This is a genomic window from Campylobacter sp. VBCF_01 NA2 (assembly GCF_027797205.1).
In the GTDB taxonomy this organism is placed as follows: Bacteria; Campylobacterota; Campylobacteria; order Campylobacterales; family Campylobacteraceae; genus Campylobacter_B.
The window spans coordinates 471,918-491,347 of the sequence record NZ_CP115607.1 but is presented as its reverse complement, the minus strand read 5'-3'; the positions used below and the strand labels follow the sequence as shown (position 1 = coordinate 491,347).

21 protein-coding genes are annotated in these 19,430 nt (G+C 40.1%); 8 read left to right on the top strand and 13 right to left on the bottom strand.

From position 1 onward, the window contains the following. Positions 1-5: 5 nt before the first annotated feature. The 6 genes from PF027_RS02665 to dnaJ are packed head-to-tail and all read right to left on the bottom strand — an operon-like array spanning position 6 to position 5,057. On the bottom strand, positions 6-863 hold the full coding sequence (locus PF027_RS02665; RefSeq protein ID WP_270872033.1) for a hypothetical protein: 858 nt from the start codon (positions 861-863) through the stop codon (positions 6-8). Next, positions 856-1,122 (bottom strand): hypothetical protein, encoded by a 267-nt coding sequence (locus PF027_RS02660; protein ID WP_270872034.1) that lies wholly within the window; start codon positions 1,120-1,122, stop codon positions 856-858. Before PF027_RS02660 ends, PF027_RS02665 begins: the two co-directional genes overlap by 8 nt. A gap of 27 nt (positions 1,123-1,149) precedes the next feature. Then, positions 1,150-1,311, bottom strand: a complete 162-nt coding sequence (locus PF027_RS02655) for a FeoB-associated Cys-rich membrane protein (protein ID WP_270869759.1) — start codon at positions 1,309-1,311, stop codon at positions 1,150-1,152. 1 nt (position 1,312) lies between these two features. Beyond that, positions 1,313-3,691 (bottom strand): ferrous iron transporter B, encoded by a 2,379-nt coding sequence (gene feoB, locus PF027_RS02650; protein ID WP_270872035.1) that lies wholly within the window; start codon positions 3,689-3,691, stop codon positions 1,313-1,315. 24 nt (positions 3,692-3,715) lie between these two features. Further along, a complete protein-coding gene (locus PF027_RS02645) occupies positions 3,716-3,943 on the bottom strand; it encodes a FeoA family protein (RefSeq protein WP_270859198.1) in 228 nt (75 codons plus the stop codon). 19 nt (positions 3,944-3,962) lie between these two features. Beyond that, entirely contained in the window at positions 3,963-5,057 is a 1,095-nt protein-coding gene (dnaJ, locus tag PF027_RS02640; protein ID WP_270872036.1) for a molecular chaperone DnaJ, read from the bottom strand. A gap of 115 nt (positions 5,058-5,172) precedes the next feature. Between dnaJ and PF027_RS02635 the strand changes: the two genes are divergently transcribed. From PF027_RS02635 to fldA, 8 genes are all read left to right on the top strand, one after another. Continuing rightward, positions 5,173-5,844: a response regulator transcription factor gene (locus PF027_RS02635; RefSeq protein WP_270859200.1), complete on the top strand. Its 672-nt coding sequence runs from the start codon at positions 5,173-5,175 to the stop codon at positions 5,842-5,844. After that, positions 5,841-7,085, top strand: coding sequence for an ArsS family sensor histidine kinase (locus tag PF027_RS02630; RefSeq protein ID WP_270859201.1), 1,245 nt, complete (start codon positions 5,841-5,843; stop codon positions 7,083-7,085). The genes PF027_RS02635 and PF027_RS02630 overlap by 4 nt, the downstream gene beginning before the upstream one ends. Beyond that, on the top strand, positions 7,082-7,651 hold the full coding sequence (gene recR, locus PF027_RS02625; protein ID WP_270859202.1) for a recombination mediator RecR: 570 nt from the start codon (positions 7,082-7,084) through the stop codon (positions 7,649-7,651). The genes PF027_RS02630 and recR overlap by 4 nt, the downstream gene beginning before the upstream one ends. A 17-nt stretch (positions 7,652-7,668) precedes the next feature. Next, positions 7,669-8,976 (top strand): UDP-N-acetylmuramate--L-alanine ligase, encoded by a 1,308-nt coding sequence (gene murC / locus PF027_RS02620; RefSeq protein ID WP_270872038.1) that lies wholly within the window; start codon positions 7,669-7,671, stop codon positions 8,974-8,976. A gap of 9 nt (positions 8,977-8,985) precedes the next feature. Beyond that, complete coding sequence (locus PF027_RS02615; RefSeq protein ID WP_270859204.1) at positions 8,986-9,327, top strand: hypothetical protein; 342 nt, start codon at positions 8,986-8,988, stop codon at positions 9,325-9,327. Further along, a complete protein-coding gene (locus tag PF027_RS02610; protein WP_270872039.1) occupies positions 9,324-11,534 on the top strand; it encodes an endonuclease MutS2 in 2,211 nt (736 codons plus the stop codon). Before PF027_RS02615 ends, PF027_RS02610 begins: the two co-directional genes overlap by 4 nt. A gap of 121 nt (positions 11,535-11,655) precedes the next feature. Next, a complete protein-coding gene (locus PF027_RS02605; RefSeq protein ID WP_270872040.1) occupies positions 11,656-12,402 on the top strand; it encodes a hypothetical protein in 747 nt (248 codons plus the stop codon). Between the two features lie 3 nt (positions 12,403-12,405). Next, positions 12,406-12,897, top strand: coding sequence for a flavodoxin FldA (gene fldA, locus PF027_RS02600; RefSeq protein ID WP_270872041.1), 492 nt, complete (start codon positions 12,406-12,408; stop codon positions 12,895-12,897). Positions 12,898-12,995: 98 nt separating this feature from the next. Here fldA and PF027_RS02595 read toward each other — a convergent pair whose 3' ends face one another. From PF027_RS02595 to PF027_RS02565, 7 genes are all read right to left on the bottom strand, one after another. Beyond that, a complete protein-coding gene (locus tag PF027_RS02595) occupies positions 12,996-13,523 on the bottom strand; it encodes a hypothetical protein (protein WP_270872042.1) in 528 nt (175 codons plus the stop codon). Between the two features lie 113 nt (positions 13,524-13,636). After that, positions 13,637-13,789, bottom strand: coding sequence for a hypothetical protein (locus PF027_RS02590; protein WP_270877340.1), 153 nt, complete (start codon positions 13,787-13,789; stop codon positions 13,637-13,639). After that, entirely contained in the window at positions 13,779-14,750 is a 972-nt protein-coding gene (locus PF027_RS02585) for a hypothetical protein (RefSeq protein WP_270872043.1), read from the bottom strand. The genes PF027_RS02590 and PF027_RS02585 overlap by 11 nt, the downstream gene beginning before the upstream one ends. A gap of 194 nt (positions 14,751-14,944) precedes the next feature. Next, positions 14,945-17,020 (bottom strand): elongation factor G, encoded by a 2,076-nt coding sequence (gene fusA, locus PF027_RS02580; protein ID WP_270872044.1) that lies wholly within the window; start codon positions 17,018-17,020, stop codon positions 14,945-14,947. A 9-nt stretch (positions 17,021-17,029) separates the two neighbouring features. Then, on the bottom strand, positions 17,030-17,500 hold the full coding sequence (rpsG, locus tag PF027_RS02575) for a 30S ribosomal protein S7 (RefSeq protein ID WP_270859211.1): 471 nt from the start codon (positions 17,498-17,500) through the stop codon (positions 17,030-17,032). A 74-nt stretch (positions 17,501-17,574) separates the two neighbouring features. After that, positions 17,575-17,949, bottom strand: coding sequence for a 30S ribosomal protein S12 (gene rpsL, locus PF027_RS02570; protein WP_270859212.1), 375 nt, complete (start codon positions 17,947-17,949; stop codon positions 17,575-17,577). A gap of 209 nt (positions 17,950-18,158) precedes the next feature. Continuing rightward, complete coding sequence (locus PF027_RS02565) at positions 18,159-19,085, bottom strand: tetratricopeptide repeat protein (RefSeq protein ID WP_270872045.1); 927 nt, start codon at positions 19,083-19,085, stop codon at positions 18,159-18,161. Positions 19,086-19,430: the final 345 nt, after the last annotated feature.

Below are 19,430 nucleotides of genomic sequence, written 5' to 3'. Positions count from 1 at the left end.
AATTTTTAATCTAAACTAAAAAATCGTCTAACTTTCTTTTTGAAAGTATCTTTTGGAATTTCTATATCGTCAAAATCATCGCTCCAAATTTCATTTTTATTTTGAAACCAGCCGTCATTTTGAATATGTGGTATAAATTTGGTTTTGTTCTCTACTTCAATATTTATTGATTTAAAGTATTCTAAAAGCTCGTTATATTCTTTAACTGAATAGACATTTACCAAAAGATAATTTCTATTTTTGCACCTTAAAACAAAATTCTTTTTAAGTAACCAAAGTGGTTCATTTGCCTTTTTTAGCTTGTAAATTTTATATGGTAAGGCAAAAAGCAAATACAAAGCTAAATGTCTAATATAAAGCACGATTTTACCGATATGAACGCCTATGCTAGATTTTTTGTATAACTCATAAGGCGTGAAATAATGAAATCTGCCAAAATTTGATTGCAATTCGCAAACTACACAAAAATAGGCTTTTTCTAAATTCAGTGCAGGATTTGGGATTGTTTTATTTTCATTTATATATTTATTTTTAGAAAATAAATCCGCAATTATATAAGCTCTTGTGCTTGTAATTGATTGACTTGTAAAAGTGAAGTAACTTTTGTTTTGTTGTTTGTATTTTTTCATTGTTATGAAATTTTTTATAGAAACAAATACAAGATACACAGCAATCAATAAACCAAGTATATTTCTATTAGTAAAATTACCTATAAAAATTACGATATAAACAAAAAATAATAAACCAAATAAGGACAAAAACCAAAATAAATAAAATAATGAAAATACTGACAAATCGTTTATAATTATCGGTTCCTTATCATAATCTCTCTTATTAGAATTCATCATCTCTCCCTCACTCACACTTCTTACTCTGCTCTGCAATTAGGCTAAGTTTTTTAAGCGTGAAATTTGATTTTAGTATGTGAGCTTGTAGCTCTGATTTTGCTTCTATGGTAGCAATTAGCGAGTTTATCGCTTCAATTTTATTACTAAAATTTCGCAATGACACGAAATTTGCGTTTTGGAATTTTAAATTCGTGGCAATAACAGATTTAGCAAAATTTGCACTTTGATTACCGCGCAACGGCAAATCGGCGCAGGGTTCATAGGTTCGCGCCAAGCGCGCCTTGCAAAGGCAAAATCACCCTCACTCGTCTTTTTTGCACTCTTGCGGATTGTTACAGCCGCAGCCCTCGCATTTGTTGCAGGAATTTTTGTTTTTCGCAAAGCTTCTTGCCGCCAAAAACAAAAGCCCGCCAAGCACCACTAAAACCGCGATTGTTCCGATATTGTTGATTAAAATTTCCATATCAAATTTTCTCTTTATAAGGTTTTGCTAGCATTAAAATCATCAGCGCAGCGCACGCGCACGCCACGAAAAGCCCTACTCCCACGCCTTGCGCACCACTAAAAAATCTGCCAAATTGATAAATCATAAGCGCGACCGCGTAAGAAAACAGCGTCTGATACACAAGCGCAAACGCCGTCCAGCGCACACTTCTCATCTCTTTTGCGATTGTCGCCATTGCCGCTATGCAAGGCGCACAAAGCAGGTTAAAAGCCAAAAACGCATATCCGCTAAGCGTGTCAAGCCCCGAAAAATCGAGTATCCCAAAGACCGCCACGACCTCTTCTTTGGCTACTAAGCCCATAAGCGTAGCGATTGCAGACTTCGCGTCGCCAAAGCCAAGTGGCGCAAATAGTGGCGCCACAAACGCGCCGATTTTGCCGATAAAGCTATCATTTAAATCAAGCTCTATATCAAAGACAAAGCCCCCCTCGGCAAAGCCAAATCTCGATCCGCACCAAATCAGCACCGATGAGATGAAAATTATCGTTCCAGCGTTTTTGATAAACGAGCTAACGCGCTCTTTGACGCTTCGGTAAATATTTTTGAGGGTTGGCATGTGATATGGCGGCAGCTCCAAGACAAAAGGTGCAGGTTTGCCCGCAAACATCGGCGTTTTTTTCAGTATTAGCCCTGAAATCACAATCGCGCAAATCCCTAGAAAATACGCACTAGGTGCCACCCACCACACTCCGCCAAAAAGCGCAGCGGAAATGAGCGCAATCATCGGCATTTTCGCCGAACACGGCATAAATGTCGTCGTCATAATGCCCATTTTGCGGTCTTTTTCGCTCTCGATTGTGCGCGTGGCTAGCACGCCGGGCACGCCACAGCCCGTGCCGATTAGCATAGGGATAAAGGACTTGCCACTAAGCCCAAATTTGCGAAATGCGCGATCCAGCACAAAAGCCACGCGCGTCATATATCCGCACGCCTCCAAAAACGCTAAAAAGATAAAAAGCACCGCCATTTGTGGCACGAAGCCAAGCACTGCTCCAACGCCACTAATAACGCCGTCTATAATGAGGCTTTTTAGCCACTGTGCGCAGTTTATGCGCTCCAAAAACTCGTCCATTACCACAGGAAGCCCACGCAAATACAGCCCATACTCGCTAGGATTTGGTAAAATTTGGGCCTCTAAATTCGCACTAGCTAGTGAAATTTGCTCTTTTAAATTTTCGTTTGAAATTTGCGAAATTTCACCGCTTAGTGCGTCAAAATTTTCGCTAAATGCGCCAAAATCGCTTTCATTGCAAGCGGTTTTGAGATTTTCTGAGACTGCGCTAAATTCAGGATTTATCAAATCTAGCGCGCCCACAAATTCGCTCGTGCAAATTTTGCTTTGCAAATGTGTGCCAAGAGCTTGCTCGTATTTTTCGCCACTTCCCACGAAAAATCCGTCGCCAAAAATCCCGTCATTTACGGTGTCCGTCATCAGCCCGCCCACGCCTGTAACCGAAGTATAATACACGATAAACATAATCACCGCAAAAATCGGCAAAGCGAAAATTCTATGCGTCAAAACCTTGTCGATATTTTCGCTAGCATTTGCTACGAAATCGGTGTTTTTGGCAAAACACGCCTCTTTTACGCGCGCGATATAGTTGTATCGTTCATTTGCGATAATCCCCACGCTATCGTCATCGAGCTCGGTTTCACAGGATTTGATTTTTTCCTCGATTAGGCCAAATTTGGCTTTTTCGATTTTTAGCTCTTTTAGCACGCTCTCATCGCGCTCGAAAATTTTAACCGCATACCACCTATCGCCCTTTTCGCCCTTTAAAACAGCGTCTTCGATATGTGCTAGCGCGTGTTCGGCTGCGCCACAAAAATCGTGTTTTGGGTGCGGGGCAGGGTTTTTGCTAGCCTCGATTGCTAGCTCCACGCATAAATTCGTGCCGATATTTTTAAGCGCAGAAATCTCCACACACGGCGCGCCAAGGGTTTTGCTAAGAAGTTTTAAATCGATTTTATCGCCTCTTTTGCGCAAAATATCGGTCATATTCACAGCGATTACCATTGGAATTTCAAGCTCCAAAAGTTGCGTGCTAAGGTATAAATTTCGCTCTAAATTCGTGCCGTCGATGATATTTAAAATCACATCTGGATTTTCGTGCAAAAGGTAGTTGCGCGCCACAATCTCTTCTGGCGTGTATGGCGAGAGCGAGTAAATGCCCGGCAAATCGGTGATTATGATATTTTCTTTACCGATTAAACAGCCCTCTTTTTTCTCGACCGTTACGCCCGGCCAGTTGCCGACAAAGGCATTTGCGCCAGTTAGGGCGTTAAAAAATGTCGTTTTGCCACAATTTGGATTTCCTACAAGTGCGATTTTTATCATTTTTACTCTTTAAATTTGCAAATTTTATAAATTTTCGACCTCTATCAATGACGCGTCAGCCTTGCGTAGCGAGAGCTCGTATCCTCTCACGCCTAGCTCCAAAGGATCGCCTAAGGGGGCGGCTTTTTTTAGCTTTATTTCAATGCCTTTTGTAATCCCCATATCCATAATACGGCGCCTAAGTGCGCCGTCTCCGTGGATTTTGACCACCTTGACACTTGCGCCGATTTTTACCTCATTTAGCCTTTGCATAAATTCTCCATAAATTTCATTATTTAAAGAAATTTTTGATTTTGCTTAAAATTCCCTCGTCATTTTCGCCAAAGCTAGCTTGCAATTCGCGCAAAAGCTCGGTTTGTTTGTCGTTTAGTTTCTTTGGAGTTTGGACGCTGATTTGCACAATCAAATCGCCTTTTTGCTTCGTTCTGATATTTGGCGCACCCTCGCCATGGATTACAAATCTATCCTTATCCTTGCTTCCGACTTTTAATTTTAACTCGGTTTTGCCATCAAGCGTCGGTACTTCGATACTCTCGCCCAAAATCGCTTGGGTGAAAAACACAGGCACTTCGATATACAAATCATCGCCATCGCGCTCGAAATGGCTATCTGCGCGCACCCTTACTAGCACATACACATCGCCGACCTCGCCTGTTTTAGAGACATTTCCTTTGCCCCCTAGGCGGATTCTTTGCCCATCATCAATGCCAGCTGGTATGTCAAATTTGACGCTGATTTCCTCCTCGATATATGCCTTGCCACCGCAATCTTTGCATTTTTCTTTTATGCTCTCGCCACTTCCACCGCACGCGCTACAAGTCTGAATAAAGCTCATATATCCGCGCCTTGCCATGATTCGCCCAGAACCACCACAAGTTTGGCAGGTGTGTTTTTTCTTGTCTTTTGAGCCGGTTGCGTCGCAAGTAGGGCATGGTTTTTTGATTTTGTATTTTACATCTTTATGCACGCCGCGTAGAGCTTCTTTAAATTCCAAAGTAACGGCTAATTCTGTATCTATGCCATACGGATCGACGCTTCGTTTGGCTCTGCTACCGCCTCCGCCAAAGGCTTGCTCGAAAAAGTCGCTAAACATCGAACCAAACCCAAAGGCATCTCCTGCGCTACCGCCACCGCCAAATCCGCCAGATAAGCCCTCTTTGCCGTATCTATCATACATTTTGCGTTTTTCTTCATCGCCTAGGACTTGGTAAGCTTCGTTTATTTTTTTAAACTGCTCTTCGCTCTCTTTGTTGCCTTGGTTGCGGTCTGGGTGGTGCTGTAAGGCTAGTTTGCGAAATGCCTTTTTTATCGTTTCAGCGTCCGCGTCGCGCGCCACGCCTAAAATATCATAATAATCTTCTTCCATTATCTCTCCTAAACTAAAAAGGCTCAATTTTATCTAAATTTGCTAAAATGCAAGTTAAGATTTAACTATTTTACAATATAATGCAAAATTTCAAAATTTTTATAAAGGACGCGTCATGGTAAATGTGCTTATGATCGAAGACGATAGCGAATTTGCTACTTTGCTAAGTGAATATTTGGCTAAATTTAATATCAATGTTACAAATTTCGAAGACCCATATATCGGACTAAGTGCCGGAATCAAAAACTATGATTTGCTAATTTTGGATTTAACTCTTCCTGGCATGGACGGACTGGAAGTATGCAAAGAAATCCGCGAAAAATACGATATTCCAATCATCATTAGCTCGGCCAGATCAGATGTCAGCGACAAGGTCGTGGGCCTGCAAATCGGAGCAGATGATTATCTGCCTAAACCTTACGATCCAAAGGAAATGCACGCGCGCATTATGAGCCTAATTCGCCGCTATAAAAAAACAATCGAAAAAGAAGAAACCGTCGCTGATAGCGTATTTCGCATAGATGAAAAACGCCATGAAATTTACTTTGGCGAAGAGGCACTCGTGCTAACTCCGGCTGAATATGAAATTTTAGAATATCTCATCAAACAACACAGCTTTTCAGTTTCTCGCGAGCAGCTAGTATATCACTGCAAGAGCCTAAAAGACAAAGACTCAAAGAGCCTTGATGTCATCATCGGTCGCCTTCGCACCAAAATCGGAGACAACTCAAAATCACCAAAACATATTTTTTCAGTTCGCGGAATCGGATATAAGCTCATCGGATGAAGCACTCTTTAATCACGAAAATTACGATATTTTTCGTAACTGCGATAATTTTGGTTTGCGTGCTGTTTATCACATTTGGGCGAATTCAAATGAACAAAGCCCTAGGTAGCATGCAAGCAAACCAAATCAACGCCGTAAATTACCTGCTAGAATCCTACAAACGAAACAACCCGCCACAAGATATCGAAAGCTATTTTTCAAATTTTGGCTTGGAGCTTGTCAAGGATAAAAATTTAGTCCAAAATGTCCTAATTTCAGGCAAAAAATACTTCGCGCAAGAAACTGCCATAGGCGAGATTAGCTCGATCGAGTATAACAACACTCTGTTTTTAAATATCAAAAACAACTCAATGGTCGTGGTTTTTGAGAGCATTGGCACCAAAAATTTAAACGATCCGCTCTGGGTGGGATTTTTGATTACTATTGTGGTTTTGTTTTCGCTGTATCTCTCGATTTTACGCAGTTTCGCGCCACTAAAAAAGCTTAGCAAAAACATAAAACAATTCTCACTTGGAAATTTAGAAATAGATTTAAAACAAATTCGCCGTGAAGACGAAATCGGCCAAGTAGCGCATGAATTTAACAACGCGATTATTAAAATTCAAGAGCTTATCCGCTCTCGACAGCTGTTTTTACGCACTATAATGCACGAGCTAAAAACCCCGATTGGCAAAGGCAGACTAATCACCGAAATGCTCGATGACGAGACGCAAAAGACGCGCCTTGTGGCTGTTTTTGAAAGGCTTGAAATTTTGATTAATGAATTTGCAAAAATCGAGCAACTTCTATCGAAAAGCTACACGCTAAATTACCAAAAATACCATTTTAGCCTGATTTTAGAGCAGGTTCGCGATATGTCAATGCTAGATAAATGGGATAGCTTAGTTGCCGAAAATATCGAAGATGACGCCATTATCAATGTCGATTTTGGGCTTTTTGCCTTGGCGATTAAAAATTTAATCGACAATGGCCTAAAATATTCCAGCGATCACCATGTCAGCGTGATTTGCGACGAAAACAAAATCAGCGTAGCCAACCACGGAGCCGCGCTTGAAAAATCCTTCGAGCACTACAAACAAGCCTTTATTCGTAACAAAAACGAAAAGGCCACTGGCATGGGGCTTGGGCTGTATATCATAGATAAAATTTGCGAACTTCACAAATTTAGCTTTACTTATAATTATTCAGATAATACACATTATTTTTCTATAATTTTCAACAATCCAGGCAGTAAAAAATGAGTGCAAATGATAAATTTGAAGAGCTAGTTGCTAGCTTTGAAAAGCTCCCGGGCGTGGGCAAAAAGTCGGCTTTGCGTTTTGCGTATTATGTCAGCGTGCAAAATTCAACCCTCGGGCTAAATTTAGCTCACAATATCGAAGAAGCTGTGCGGGGTCTGAAAAAATGTGAAATTTGCGGTGCGATTTGTGAGGACGAGATTTGCGAATACTGCGCCGATGAGGAGCGAGAGAGCGAGAAAATCGCCATTGTAGAGAGCCCAAAAGATATTTTTATCTTTGAGAGTAATAAAATTTTTAACGGCAAATATTTTGTCTTAGAAGACGCTAGCGAAGAAATCATCGACAAACTTCGCGCCATGATAATCCAAAATGGCGCAAATGAGCTGATTTTTGCGCTAACGCCTAGTATAAATTCAGACGGGATTATGCTCTATGTCGAGGATAAACTCTCTGATTTAAATTTGCGTTTTAGCAAGCTTGCCCAAGGCGTGCCAACTGGCGTAAGCTTGGATAATATAGATATGCTTTCGCTTATGAAGGCAATCAACGGGCGCACGAATATATAAATTTAAAAGGAAAAATAGTGAAAAAGGTTCATTTCATAGGCATTGGCGGTATCGGAATCAGCGCGCTGGCTAGATTTTTGCAGGAGCGAAACTACACGATTTCAGGCTCTGATATTTCAGAAAGCCCCACTACGATAAAACTACGCGAAAGCGGTATGGATATCAACACCCCGCACAGCGCAGAGGCGATAAAAGATCAAGAGGTCGTGGTGTATTCAGCCGCTATCAAAGAGGATAATGTCGAGCTAGTCGAAGCCAAAAGGCGCGGTATCAAATGCCTATCGCGCAAAGAAGCCTTGCCTTATGTGCTAAAAGACAAGCATGTATTTGCCGTGGCTGGGGCGCATGGCAAAAGCACCACGAGCGCGATTGCCTCATCGCTGATAAATGGCTCGGTTATCATCGGCGCGATTAGCAAGCAGTTTGGCTCAAATATGAAATACGAAAACAGCGAAAATATCATTTTCGAAGCCGACGAGAGCGATTCTAGCTTTCTTAACTCCAACCCTTATGTCGCAGTAGTAACCAACGCTGAGCCAGAACACATGGATCATTATGATAATGATTTAGACAAATTTCACGCCGCATATCGCGGATTTTTGGAAAGGGCTAAAATTCGCGTTATCAACGCCGAGGACGAATTTTTAGGCTCGTTAAATTTAAGCGCGATCAAACTCTACCCTTCGCGAGATATCACGGATCTAAAAATGGTTTTGCGTGATCATCAACCCTATCTTAGCTTCAATCTCAAAGAGCTTGGCAGATTTGAGGTTTTTGGGATTGGCGAGCATATCGCAATCGACGCATCGCTTGCGATTTTAGCCGCTGCGTGCGAGACGGGGCTAGAAAACATACGCCAAAATTTATTAAACTACAAAGGCATTAAAAAGCGTTTTGACATACTTTGCGCCAATCCAAATTTCGTCCTAATCGACGACTATGGTCATCACCCCACAGAGATCGCTGCTACGCTAAAAAGCGCGAAAGAATACGCCGCCTTACTAGGCATTAGCAAGATTACGGCGATTTTCCAGCCACACAGATACAGCAGGTTAAAGGCAAATTTAGCCGGGTTTAAAGAGTGCTTTGGTGAGGGTGTGGATTTGGTGATTTTGCCTGTGTATGCAGCCGGCGAGAACCCAAACGGCGTGGATTTAAAAGAGGAGTTTAAAGGCCTTAATCCGCTTTTTGCCGAGAGAGTATTTAGAAACGGCGAAAAGATCGAATTCAGCGATATTTTTGGCGTGCGCCATATCATCAATGACGGCCTAGTAATCGGCTTTGGCGCAGGTGATATCACATATCAGTTGCGTGGAGAATTTTAAGGAAAAGTTGTGCGATTTTTGATTTTTATTTTTGCTTTTTTATTCATAGTGGCGATTTTTTTCGTGGATAATAAAATTTTAAATGCAAAATTTAAAATTTTGCTTACTGCAATTATTTTATGCGTGGGAGGTAGCGCCTATTTTTACGAAAATTTTAGCGCAAATTTTGCTAAAAATTCCCAGCAAATCGTAAATGCCTTTAATGCTGGAAAAAGCGTGAAATGCCGTGGCGAGAGCGTGGAGAGCGCGCATTTTACCTACTCGTTTTCGCTAAATTCCTTCATCGCCAAAAAAGACGCTCCACACCCATACAACGGCAAAATTTACGAGATTAAAGAGTGCGAATTATGAACATAGACGAGCTGTTTAAAAAACTCGATTTAAGCGAGTATTTGGCGAAATTTAACTCATATTTGGCGCGCGAAAAACCGCTATTTTTGCACGGCGATAGCAAGATAAATTTCGAAAAAATAAATGAATTCGCTAAATTTGACATAAATCCTTGCGAAACTATCGCTAATCTCGATGACGCGCTAATGCGCCTTGGCAAACACGCCGTGCTTCACATAAGCGAAATTTACGAATTTAGCAAGATTATCCGCTATTTTTTGTATCTAAAAAGGCAAAACTTCGAAGGAAAACTGCGCGCATACCTTGATAAAATCGAAATTCCAGATAGCATAAAAGCCATAAAAGACTATTTTGACGAAAACGGCGCCTTCAAAGACAGCGTCGATGAGCGTTTCATCGCGCTAAATGAGGCTTACAAAATCAAGCGCGAAGAGATTAATCAAACCCTAAAAAAGCTAATCTACACAAAATCCATTTCGCCCTACCTAGCCGACACGCAGATTCACTATATCAACGACAGCGAGACGCTTTTGGTGCGGGGCGGATTTAACCACGCGCTAAAAGGCGCAGTTTTGGGGCGCTCGGCCAATGGGTATTTTTATGTCGCACCCGATGCTGTAACCGCGCTCAAATCGGCTCAAAGTGCGATTTTGGATAAAAAAGAAGAAATCATTTTCGAGCATTGTAAAATAATTAGTTCAAATTTCACCAAAAATTTGCCGTTTTTGAAATTTATAAACTTAGCTTTCGACGAAATCGACGGACTTATCGCAAGAGCGCAGATGATGAGAGCAAATGACTACGAAATCGTGCTAGCCGATAGTTCAAAAGATATAGTAATTAGCGAATTTGCACACCCTGCGCTAAAAAATCCTAAAAAAATCAGCGTGGAATTTCGTGGCAAAATTTTGCTGATTACTGGCGTAAATGCCGGCGGAAAATCCATGCTTTTAAAAAGCATAATGAGTGCGTGCCTGCTAGGCAAATACCTGCTTCCTATGCGAATTTGCGCCCAAAAAAGCAAGATTGGCTCGTTTAAGGAATTTGAGCTAATCATGGAAGATCCGCAAAATGCCAAAAACGATATCTCCACATTTGCTGGGCGCATGGTCGCATTTAGCAAGCTTTTTGGGCGCAAGGATATGATTGTGGGTGTCGATGAAATCGAGCTAGGAACTGATTTCGAGGAGGCTGCGAGCCTGTATAGCGCGATGATAGAGCGTCTCATGCAAAACGATATCAAAATGGTCATCACCACCCACCACAAACGCCTCGCAATGCTTTTGGCAAAAGACGCCAATGTCGAGCTAATCGCCGCGCTGTATGATGAGAAAAACAGCGTCCCAAAATACGAATTTTTAAAGGGCATTATCGGCAAGTCTTATGCCTTTGAAACAGCGCTTCGTTACGGCATAGCGCAAAATTTAGTCGCAGCCGCGCGCCAAAATTACGGCGAAAATAAAGAGAATTTAAACGAAGCAATCTCAAAAGCGATAAATTTAGAGCTAGAATTAAAGCAAAAACTAATCGCCACCGAGCAAAAAGAGCGCAAACTCGACGCCCTAACTGCCACGCTAAAAGAGCAAAAAGAAAACGCACAAAACGAGCTAGCTGCCACGATTTCTAGGCTAGAAAACGAGTATTACCACGCTATAAGCGAGGCCAAACGCACGGTTAGGCTAAATGATACCAAAGAAAAGCAACGCGCTATAAACCACGCAAACGAGCTAGTTAAGGCGATTTCTAAACCGGAATTTAGTGCCAGCGAGCCTGTGGATTTCAAGGTCGGCGATCGCGTAAAATACGGCAAAATCAAGGGCGAAATCGTAAGCCTAAACAAAACTATGGCGATGATTGAAAGCGACGGAATAAGGCTTCGTGTGCCACGCGATATGCTAAAACTAAGCGGAAATCAGCCAGCCCCAGCGCCAAATAAAATCAGCATAAAGGTCGAAAAACCGCGCGAAGCCTCGCTAGTGTTAGATCTGCACGGACTACGCGCCGATGAGGCGATAACGCGCCTTGATAAATTCATCAGCCAAAGCCTTGTAATGGGCTTTGACGAGGTTATCGTAAAGCATGGAATCGGCACTGGCAAACTAGCCTACGCCGTAAAAGAGTTTCTCAAATCACACCCAAGCGTGAAAGATTTCCGCGACGGAGCCCCGAACGAAGGGGGTTTTGGAAGTAAGGTCGTCAAACTCTAAAATTTGCGTGAAATTTCAAAATTTAGTGTGAAATTTTTGCTTTTATGATATTTGGTATCAGTTAAATTTAATCTACAATCCACTATAATAATATCAAATATCAAAATACAAAAGGTTAGCGATGAAAAATTTCACACCAAATAACGAAATTTTCGGCTTTGCTGGAAACAAAGATTTCGTGCCAGATATTTTTAAACCATTTTGCAAAGAGCAAATTTGCCAAATTTTTTTGACGCTGTATAACGCAAATCTTGGTAGCGCTTATCAAATCCCGCATAAATTTAGCCGTAATTGCACCAAAATTCGCCAAATTTTTGATAAATTTATCAAATTTTCACTCGCCAAAAACAGCCTAAATTTCAAAAAAACAACCAAATTTTGCCTTACTTCAAATTTAATCATTTACTCATTTTTACAGGGCAAAAAGGCTCCACTTTGCGCGAGCTTACCAAAACTCAAAGTCGCCAAAATCATCGCCCTACTCCAAAACAACGGCGAATTTGGCATTAATTTCGACGCTTCAAGCGGATTTAAAAATTTCGTGTTTGACAAAATTTCATACAAAAACAAAAACTGCCAAATCTCGCTAAATGGCGAGGTTATCGTCATACAAAAGGGCGAATTTCGCCTTGGAATTTTGCCCTTTTTTAGGCAGGTTGGCGACGCAAACGGCGCAGGTATTCAAAGCGACATCGCCCTTGCAATCTCGCAAAATTCGCACCTAAATCTAGACACGCTATATCTAGTCTATCCTAGAAGCGAGCATTTTCGCCGTCATATCGAAGTCAAATCCCACTCTTTCGCGCCGGATTTCACTCTCAAACTCGTCCCTTACAGCATAAATAATAAAATTTTTTTGAAAGGATAAAACATGGTAGGAATTATTTTTGGTAGCTCTATGGGCAACACAGAGGACGCCGCAAAGGCGATTTCAGCGCAACTTGGCACTGAAAACGAGGTCGTAAATGTCGCTGACATCGCCCCTAGCGAGCTTGGCAAATACAGCTCGCTCATCGTAGGAAGCTCGACTTGGAACGACGGCGAGTTGCAGGACGATTGGGCGAGCTTCGATTTTAGCGCTCTTGAAGTTACGGGCAAAACCGTGGCGATTTTTGGCATGGGCGATAGCGCTAGCTACTCGGACGCCTACTGCAACGCAATGGCGGAATTATACGAAAATTTCGTCGCAAAAGGCGCCGTAATCGTGGGTGCGGTGAGCACTGAGGGGTATGAGTTTGACGCTAGCAACGCTGTCAAAGATGGCAAATTCGTAGGCCTTGCCCTAGATAACGACAACCAAAGCGATTTGACGGATTCTAGAATTAGCGCGTGGGTGGAGCAAATCAAGCCAAATTTGGCGTAAATTTATCTAGTTTGGGGGATACTGCGCCGCGAAATTTAGTGGCGGAATTTTAATCAAAGTGGCGAAAGCTCGCCACTTTTAGCTTTAAATTTTAAAATTTATTTTGTGTAAAATCCCAAAATTTCACAAATGTAAATTCTATGAAAATCCTTGTTAGAATACCACATTTCAGGCTCTTGCGAGCTTATGAAATTCTCTTCTTTAAAATACGAAGTGTAGAGTTTTTTGCATTTTAGTATCAAATTTGCCTCTTCAAAACCGATTAAATCCCGCTCTAACAAAACCGAATTTAAGCCACAATTTGCGACCTTATCCTCGTCTTTTCCACTGATTTTGCCACAATATGCCAGAGCCTTTTTGTGTCCAGGCTCAAAAAACGAAAGGCTCATAAGCTCGCCTTTTTCGCTGAATTTGAAGGTGTGGCGTTGCGGGCGGATGTAGATGTGCGCTACTGGCTTTTCCCAAAGATAGCCAAATCCGCCCCATGAGGCTGTCATTGTGTTGTAGTGTGGGTATTTTTCGCTAGTGCCGCTGCTAACTAGCATCCACTCTTTTCCTATGCTTGAAAACGGCTTTAAAACGCTATCTAAGTCCGATATTTTGGCTTCTTTAAACTTAAAACTCATTGTTTTTCCTTTTGAAAAATTAGGTAAATTCTAGCGATTTTTTGTTTAAATTTACAAATTCGCTTTAATCTGTCATTGCGAGAAGCGACAGCGACGAAGCAATCCAGAGAAATTTAAAAAAATTTTAATTCACAATAAAATTTGATAAATTTTAAATTCGCTCTAAATTTTACTGGATTGCCACGACGGCTACGCCGTCTCGCAATGACAATAGGGTTGCTAAATTTTTTGGTGGGCAAGGATGCCCACCCTACGCTAAAACTCATCGTTATCTCCTTTATATTGAAGTTTATTTTCTAAATTTTTTATCTTGTTAATTTTGTCTTTCCATTCAGTAGTGTTTCGAATACCCCATTCGCCACGCCTTCGTGCTTCCGAAAATCTTTCGTAATCTGCAATCTTAGCCGTATAGCTTTTATCGTGGATTGCTATATTTTTGAAATAGTAAATTTCTTCTAGTTCATCTATTGTTTTATCGTGAATTTGTTCGTAGTATCTGCAAACTTCTTTAAAACTAATTCTATCGTCTAATAATTCTGACGCAAAAATATTAAAATACAGATTTTGTGGAATAAGCACATAGTATCGCTTATTTCTTTTTTCTATAAACGCATAATTAGTAAAAAAGTCAATCTCAAATCCCCCGTCATACACATAAGGTCTGATATATATAAAATTTTCTATAAAATCTCCGTTTTCATCGATTAAATCTTTTTGTGCAAACGGGTCAAATAACTCTTTTTTTGGTAGCGGATTGCTTTTTAAAATTTCTTCATAATTTGCTTTAACACTACCATTGTTATCGCAAATTTTAGATACGATATTCATCAATTTTTCTAAATTTAAATTTTTATCTATTTTCCAAAATCTACATTTTGTCTTGCTGCTATTATACAATGTGCAGGTTTGGTATGCTGAATGCGTATGGCTAAGTTTCCAATCGCCCCTTTTGTGTCTCATTATCTCAATTTCATCTTTACTAAAATTATCAAGCTTATACAATTTTTGTAAATGGTCTCTTAAATTTCGCTCCACCAACTCTTTAACGCTTACTTTGCCATTTTCCGTGATTTCTTCAAATGTTGCGTTATGATTATAAAAATACTCCCTATCTTGTCTGTCTTGTTCTCTTTCGTTGGCAATGTTATAATTTTTGTAAAAAACATAATAAGATACTATTAAAATATAGGTTCCTATTATAAACAATTTAATTTTCCAATTTTCCATTTTATTTCCTTTTTAATACAAGCAAAGAGATTTTAAATTGCAAAATTATTTCTACTTTATTTGTAGGGTGAGCATCCTTGCCCACCCTACGCTTTTATAAATTTAATTAATAGCAAAATTAAAGCATAAAAAAAGCGAAGAATTCAGCAAATTCGCCGAATTCTCCGCTTAAAAAGTATTAAAACTAGCTAAAATTAGCCGTTGCGTTTTTTGATGATTTCTTCGCTTACATTTTTTGGAACTTCATCGTAGTGGTCAAATTCCATTGAGTAAGTAGCTCTACCTTGTGTTTGAGAACGAAGGTCAGTTGAGTAACCAAACATCTCTGAAAGTGGGCAGAAAGCGTCGATGATTTTATTTCCACCGCGTTCGCCCATGTTATTTACTTGGCCGCGGCGTTTGTTTAAATCGCCGATTACATCGCCCATATACTCTTCTGGGGTTTCAACTTCGACTTTCATCATAGGCTCTAAGATAACTGCGCCAGCTTTGCGTGCGCCCTCTTTAAAGCCCATTGAAGCGGCTAGTTTAAACGCCATTTCAGAGCTATCGACTTCGTGGTAGCTTCCGTCAAATACTGTAACTTTGACATCTTCGACAGGGTATCCAGCCAAAACACCACTTTGCATAGCTTCTTGGCAACCTTTATCGACAGCTGGGATATATTCTTTTGGAATCGCACCACCTTTGATGTCATTGACAAACTCATATCCGCTACCCGGCTCTAATGGCTCTAAGCGCAAATATACATGGCCGTATTGACCGCGACCGCCTGATTGTTTAGCGTATTTGTATTCTTGCTCGACAGATTTGCGGATAGTTTCGCGGTAAGCAACTTGTGGTTGGCCAACCTCTGCATCGACCTTAAATTCGCGTAGCATTCTATCGACAATGATTTCAAGGTGAAGCTCACCCATACCGCTAATGATTGTTTGACCGCTCTCTTCGTCAGTTGCTACGCGGAAGCTTGGATCTTCTTGTGCAAGTTTTTGAAGTGCGATACCCATTTTCTCTTGGTCTGCTTTTGTTTTTGGCTCAACTGCGACGCTGATAACTGGATCTGGGAATTCCATACGCTCTAAGATAACTTTATCTTTTTCGCTAGCTAGTGTATCACCAGTAAGTGTATCTTTTAGGCCCACAATCGCACCGATTTCGCCAGCGTAAAGCTCTTTGACTTCCTCGCGTTTGTTTGAGTGCATTCTAAGCAAACGACCGATACGCTCTTTTTTGTTTTTACCAGAGTTGATTACATAGCTTCCGCTCTCTAACATACCGCGGTAAATTCTAACGAAAGTTAGCTGGCCGACAAATGGGTCAGTCATAATCTTAAATCCAAGACCTGCGAATTCGCCGTCATCAGTAGATAGAACTTCCGCTTCGCTTCCGTCCTCATAAACGCCTTTGATAGCTGGAACTTCGTTTGGAGCTGGTAGGTACCATACGACAGCGTCAAGCAGTGGTTGAACACCTTTGTTTTTGAAAGCTGTTCCGCACATCATAGGGAAAAATGCTAGGCTTAGGCAGCCTTTTTTGATACCGGCTTTAATCTCTGCCTCGCTTAGCTCTTCGCCTGCGAAATATTTTTCCATTAAAGCTTCATCAGTCTCAGCAACCGCTTCAATCATTTTATCGCGATATTCTTGTGCTTTTTCTTTTAATTCAGCTGGAATTTCGCCTACTTCTGGTGCGCTTGGACCTTTTGCATCGTCCCAAGTAAGGGCTTTCATAGTGATTAAATCAACTACGCCTTTGAAGTTGTCTTCTGCACCGATTGGAATTTGAATCGGAACTGGTGTAGCTTTTAATCTATCGCGGACTTGTTGCTCGACATTGAAGAAATTTGCGCCTACGCGGTCCATTTTATTTACGAAAATAATTCTTGGGACTTGGTATTTGTTCGCTTGTCTCCAAACGGTCTCACTTTGTGGTTGCACACCACCAACTGAACAAAATACAGAAACAGCGCCATCTAAAACACGCATAGAGCGTTCAACTTCGATAGTGAAATCAACGTGACCTGGGGTGTCGATTAGGTTGATTTGATGATCGTTCCAAAAGCAAGTAGTCGCAGCAGAAGTAATAGTAATACCTCTTTCTCTTTCTTGCTCCATCCAGTCCATAGTAGCAGCACCCTCATGCACCTCGCCGATTTTGTGGCTCATACCTGTAAAAAATAGAATTCTTTCGCTTGTTGTTGTTTTACCGGCGTCGATATGAGCGGCAATTCCGATATTTCTAACACGATTAAGTGGAGTTTTTCTTGCCATAGTTTTCTCCTACCAGCGATAGTGGGCAAATGCTTTATTAGCTTCTGCCATTTTGTAAGTATCTTCTTTTTTCTTAAATGAAGAACCTTTTGAATTCGCTGCATCAAGTAGCTCGTAAGCTAAACGCTCGATCATAGTTCTTTCGCTTCTTTTTCTAGCAAAAGTGATGATCCAGCGGATTGCCAAAGCTTGTTGGCGAGCAGGGCGAACTTCGATTGGAACTTGGTATGTAGCACCACCCACACGGCGAGATTTAACTTCCATAAGTGGTTTTACATTTTCGATAGCGTCGTTGAAAACATCGATACCTTTGGCTTCGCCGCCTTTTTTGTCGATCAAATCAAGCGCACCATACATAATCTCAGTCGCAACGCTTTTTTTGCCGTCATACATAAGTGAATTAATAAATTTAGTGATTACTTTATTGCCATAAATTGGGTCAGGCATAACTTCCCTTACGGGAGCTTTTCTTCTTCTCATTTTATTATTCCTTCAAATTTGAAAATTTTACTCAAATTTAACCAAAACTAAGGGTTAAATCTGTCTTAGCTAAACTATTTTTTAGGGCGTTTAGCACCGTATTTAGATCTAGAAACTGTTCTTTTTGCGACACCTGCGGTATCAAGCGCACCACGAACAATGTGATATTTAACACCCGGTAAGTCTTTTACACGACCGCCGCGAACTAGAACAATGCTGTGTTCTTGTAGGTTATGACCTTCACCGCCGATATAGCTGATGACTTCAAAACCGCTTGTTAGCCTTACTTTGGCAACTTTTCTCAAAGCTGAGTTTGGTTTTTTAGGAGTTGTTGTATAAACTCTGGTGCAAACTCCGCGTCTTTGAGGACACTCTTTTAGCGCAGGTGATTTTGACTTTACAGTCACTTTTTTGCGCTCTTTTCTGACCAATTGATTTATGGTTGGCACAGTAAATTCCTTTCATCAAAAAATTTATTAAATAAAAAAGAGATTGATTTTACAAAAAAATTACTTAAACTACTATGAATTTATGCTTTTTCTAAGAAATGAAATATTTTGTCTATTAAATTTAAAATGTAGGGTGGAGCGTTTCGCCCACCATTAAGGTTGCCAAATTTTTCGGTGGGCAAGGATGCCCCACCCTACCTATCTAAAAATTATTTAGAATTTTCGTAACTATCACAACTACCTTTATCTCCAAGCTCACAAGCTTTTTTGCAATATTTTTGAGCTTCTGTTTTATAGCCTTCTGATTTATAATCGTAATCGTATTCTAAACCTAAATCGTAACAAACCTTACTACAATTATCATTAAAACCAAATTCACAAGATTTTTTATAATACTTTCTAGATTCTGTTTTATTATTGTCATTGTTATACATAAAACCTAAACTATCACAAGCTATGAAATTACCAAAATCACAAGATTTTATAGCGTAATCATAGGCTTTTTTCTCATCTTTAAATTCCATTTCGGTCTCATATATAACATACAAACTATAACAAGCGTCTTCATTTTTCATTTCACAAGATTTTTCATAAAAAGATAATGCTGTTTTTAAGTCGTTCTCTATTCCTCTGCCTTGTTCGTGTAATATCCCTAATCCAAAACAAGCCGTTGCGTTATTTTTATCACAATCTATTTTATACAAATCAATAGCTTTTTTATATAATTCTTCTGCCTTATCAGAATCTTCATCTGCCATACCATTACTTATTTCATACATACTTGCCAATGCTTCGCAATCTTTTCCTATATTTTTATCACAACCAATATTGTGCAAATCCATAGATTTTTTAAACAACTCTTTTGCTTTTTCTTCATCTTTTTCTATCCAAACACCAACCCTATAATAATCGGATAATTCAAAACAAGCTTCGGCTATTTCTTTATCACAAGCTTTTTGATGATATAAAATAGAATTTTCATTACTAGCATTTTTTACCTTTTTATTTTGTCCGTGCAAAATTCCAAGCTCATAGCAACTTTTACCGTCGCCTTTTTCGCAAGAAGTTTCTAAATTTGAAACTTCGTCTGCAAATATTATTGCAAATATTAAACCAAATAATACAAATTTTTTCATTTTTATCCTTTTGTTTTGTTATGAATTCGGCATTGTATCAAAAAAACGCAATTTTCACTATTACAAACTTTTACTTATACGCATTTTCTCTTGTTGCGATTTCGATAACTTCGATTGTCAGTATATCATCGCGCTTTTTGCCGATTACTCGGTAATGAATTCCTACATACCATTTCAGCGATTTTCGTATCCTTCCATTTTGCCACAGTTTTCAACGCAAATGGATTTTCTATTTTTTTCAAGCTCTTCTAAAAATATCACAATTCGCTCTGCACTTTTTTTATCGCCAGTTTTAATTTTTGTAAGTTGTTTGTCTGCTCAAAAATTCTTGCAATGACAATGGTT